Genomic DNA, 4,221 nt, shown 5'->3' on the forward strand with positions numbered 1-4,221 from the left:
GGCGGGTGCTCGCCCCAGACGCGCGTGACGAGCTGCTCCAGCGGCACCGGCCGGTTCGGCTCGGCCAGCAGGGCCGCGAGCACGTACCGGCGCCGCGCGTGGCCGACGTCGAGGAGCGCGCCGCCGGACTCGGCTTCGAGGGTGCCGAGCACGCGGTACCTGACCACCGCACTCCCTCCCCGACCTGCGGATTCCACGTTTCCGCAACGTTCGCACACACCTGTTCGGGCAGTGTAAGCGGCGCAGGCGCGTGTGCCGCGGGGGATGGCGCGCGCCCGGCTGGGGGTGTCATGAAGGGGCCCTTCCGGACTCGGTCCGGAAGGGCCCCTTCATGACGAGAACGGTTACGGCAGGCCCGCGAGCCCGGCCGACACCGTGTTGGCGAACGCGTACCCGTTCGTCGCGTCCCAGTTGATCGACCACGTCATCGCGCCGCGGATCGCCGGGTAGGTCGCCGACGGCTTGAACGAGCCGCACGACGTGCCCTTGGCCAGGCAGTTCAGCGCCGAGACCGTGTTGGCCGGTGCCTGGTAGCCCCCGCCCGCCGCCTGCGACGACGCCGGCAGGCCGAGCCCGACCTGGTCGGCGCGCAGGCCGCCCTGCAGCTGGATGCAGGCCAGCGCGGTCAGGAAGTCGACCGTGCCCTGCGCGTAGACGCTGCCGTTGCAGCCGAGCATGGTGCCGGAGTTGTAGTACTGCATGTTGACGACCGTCAGGATGTCCTTGATGCCGAGCGCCAGCTGGAAGTAGCCGCCCTGCGTGGACTGCATGTCGATCGTCTGCGGCGCCATCGTGATGACCTTGCCGCCGCCGTTGTAGATGCTGCGCAGCGCCTGGCCCATGTAGGTGGCGTTGATGCCGTTCTCGAGGTCGATGTCGACGCCGTCGAAGCCGTAGTTCGCGATCAGCGACTTGACGCTGTTCGCGAAGTTGTTCGCCGAGGTCGAGTCGCCGACGCTGATCGTGCCGTTCTGGCCGCCGACGGAGATGATGACCTTCTGCCCGCGCGCCTGCACCGTCTTGACGTCGGCCTTGAACTGCGCGTCCGTGTAGCCGCCGAGCTGCGACGACAGGCCGGAGTCGAGCGTGAAGCTCACCGCGCCCGGCGAACCGGTGGCGTCCGCGAAGGACACGGCGATGATGTTGTACTTCGTCGGGACGTCCGCCAGCTTCAGCGCCTTGGCGCCGTTGTAGAAGTTCTGCCAGTAGCCGGTGAGGACGTGCTTCGGCAGGTCACCCTGGGTCGGCGGCGTCGTGGTCGTCGTCGGCGGGGTGGTCGTGGTGGGCGGGGTGGTCGGCGTCGTGGGGGTGGTCGGCGTCGTCGGCGTCGTGGTGGGCGGGGTGCCCGGGCCGTCGAGGCTGACGTCGTCGGCGTAGTAGGTCGGCTGGCCGTACCAGCCGTGCAGGTACACCGTCAGCGACGTGCTGGCGCCGGTCGTGAAGCTCAGCGACAGCTGCTGGTAGCCGCTGGTGCCGGGCGTCCACGTGCTGGCCGTCGCGGACCCGGAAACGCCCAGGTAGACGTAGCTGCCCTGGACCCACGCCGACAGCTTGTACGCGGTGTTCGCCGAAACGGTGAGCGTCTGCGAGCACTGCGCGTTGTCCGACGACGACGGCGACGCGCTCAGCGCGCGGCTCCCGCTGTGCACCGGCGTGCTCACCGCGGTGGGCGCGGTGGTGCAGGTCCAGCCCGAAGTGCCGGCTTCGAAGCCGGGGTTGGCCAGGATGTTCGCCGCCGAAGCGCTGCCGGCGAGCACGAACGTCACGCCGAGACTCAGCGTGACCACGGAAAGTAACGAAAGCAGAGCGATGCGAACCTTGGGGACCACGGAAGACCTCCGCTGTGGTGAGGCAGGTCACCACAAAATGGACTAGACCAATCTGATTGTCAAGGAGCCCCATCCGAAAGTCGGGGTGGCCGAAACGGCAGAATGTGACGGTCGAAGCCAGGCGAAGCGGGAGCGTGTTGGAGTGAGCGTGTCGGTCGAGCAGAAGATCGCCGAAGAACTGGGCGTGCGCGAAGGACAGGTCAAGGCCGCCGTCGAGCTGCTCGACGGCGGGTCGACCGTGCCCTTCATCGCGCGTTACCGCAAGGAAGTCACCGGCATGCTCGACGACGCGCAGCTGCGCACGCTCGAGGAACGGCTGCGCTACCTGCGGGAGCTCGACGAGCGCCGGCTCGCCGTCCTCGAGTCCATCCGGAGCCAGGGCAAGCTGGACGACGCCCTCGAAGCGTCGATCCTCGCCGCGGACACGAAGTCGCGGCTGGAGGACATCTACCTCCCGTACAAGCCGAAGCGCCGCACGAAGGCCATGATCGCGCGCGAAGCGGGTCTCGAACCGCTGGCCGACGGCCTGCTCAACGACCCGACGACCGACCCGCAGGCCGCGGCCGCGGTGTTCGTCGACGCCGACAAGGGCGTCGCGGACGCGCAGGCGGCCCTCGACGGCGCCCGCGCGATCCTCGTCGAGCGCTTCGCCGAGGACGCCGACCTCATCGGCGACCTGCGCGAGAAGATGTGGGGCCAGGGCCACCTCGTCGCCAAGGTCCGCGCGGGCAAGGAGGAGGAAGGGGCGAAGTTCTCCGACTACTTCGACTTCTCCGAGCCCTACACGAAGCTCCCCTCGCACCGGATCCTCGCGATGCTGCGCGGCGAGAAGGAGGAGGTCCTCGACCTCACGATGTCGCCGGACGAGCCGAGCGACGAACCGCAGGTCGGGCCGACCGAGTACGAGCAGCGCATCGCCGCGAAGTTCGGCATCTCCCAGCAGGGCCGCCCGGGCGACAAGTGGCTCGGCGACACCGTGCGCTGGGCGTGGCGCACCAAGATCCTCCTGCACCTGGGCATCGACCTGCGGATGCGGCTGCGCCAGGCGGCCGAGGACGACGCCGTCCGCGTGTTCGCCTCCAACCTGCGCGACCTGCTGCTCGCCGCGCCGGCGGGCACCCGGGCCACGATGGGCCTCGACCCGGGCTTCCGCACCGGCGTGAAGGTGGCCGTCGTGGACGCGACCGGCAAGGTCGTCGACACCCACGTCATCTACCCGCACCAGCCTGCCAACAAGTGGGACCAGTCGATCGCCGAGCTGGCCGCGCTGTGCGCACGGCACAAAGTGGACCTGATCTCGATCGGCAACGGCACGGCGTCGCGCGAGACGGACAAGCTGGCCCAGGAGCTGATCAAGAAGCACCCGGCGCTGAACCTCACGAAGGCCGTGGTGTCCGAGGCGGGCGCTTCGGTGTACTCGGCGTCGGCGTTCGCTTCGCAGGAACTGCCGAACATGGACGTCTCGCTGCGCGGCGCGGTCTCGATCGCGCGGCGGCTGCAGGACCCGCTGGCCGAGCTGGTGAAGATCGACCCGAAGTCGATCGGCGTCGGGCAGTACCAGCACGACCTGTCCGAGGTTTCGCTGTCGCGCTCGCTGGACGCAGTGGTCGAGGACTGCGTGAACGCGGTCGGCGTGGACGTCAACACGGCGTCCGCTCCCCTGCTGACCCGCGTCTCGGGCATCACGACGGGGCTGGCGGAGAACATCGTGGCCCACCGCGACACGAACGGCCCGTTCCGCTCGCGGACGGCGCTGAAGGAGGTCGCGCGCCTCGGCCCGAAGGCGTTCGAGCAGTGCGCGGGCTTCCTGCGCATCCCGGACGGCGACGACCCGCTCGACTCCTCGTCGGTGCACCCGGAGGCGTACCCGGTGGTCCGGCGGATCCTGTCGAAGACGGGCACCGACCTGCGCTCGCTGATCGGCAACACGCGGACGCTGTCGTCCCTTCGCCCGGGTGACTTCGTCGACGACACGTTCGGTCTCCCGACGGTGACGGACATCCTGGCCGAGCTGGACAAGCCGGGCCGCGACCCGCGCCCGGCGTTCAAGACGGCGACGTTCGCGGAGGGCGTGGACAAGATCGGCGACCTCAAGCCGGGCATGCGGCTGGAGGGCGTGGTGACGAACGTGGCCGCGTTCGGCGCGTTCATCGACGTCGGCGTGCACCAGGACGGCCTGGCCCACGTTTCGGCGCTGTCGAAGAACTTCGTGAAGGACCCCCGCGAGGTCGTGAAGCCCGGCGACATCGTGAAGGTGAAGGTGCTGGACGTCGACGTGCCGCGCAAGCGCATCTCCCTGACGCTGCGCCTGGACGACGAGCCGGGCGCCCCGTCGGGCAACCGCGGCGGCGGTGGCGGTGGCGGCGGCCAGCGCGACCGCGGCCAGGGCGGC

The 4,221-nt window shown here is 69.9% G+C and carries 2 protein-coding genes; one reads left to right on the forward strand and one right to left on the reverse strand.

The annotated features are described in order from the left end of the window. Window positions 1-344: 344 nt before the first annotated feature. Window positions 345-1,829: a glycosyl hydrolase family 18 protein gene (locus G3I65_RS50065; protein ID WP_160702828.1), complete on the reverse strand. Its 1,485-nt coding sequence runs from the start codon at window positions 1,827-1,829 to the stop codon at window positions 345-347. A gap of 142 nt (window positions 1,830-1,971) precedes the next feature. Here G3I65_RS50065 and G3I65_RS50070 point away from each other — a divergent pair. Then, on the forward strand, window positions 1,972-4,221 hold a 2,250-nt coding region (locus tag G3I65_RS50070; RefSeq protein WP_160702830.1), incomplete at its 3' end, for a Tex family protein.

It is taken from the genome of Amycolatopsis sp. SID8362, assembly GCF_010550475.1.
Classification (GTDB): domain Bacteria; phylum Actinomycetota; class Actinomycetes; order Mycobacteriales; family Pseudonocardiaceae; genus Amycolatopsis; species Amycolatopsis eburnea.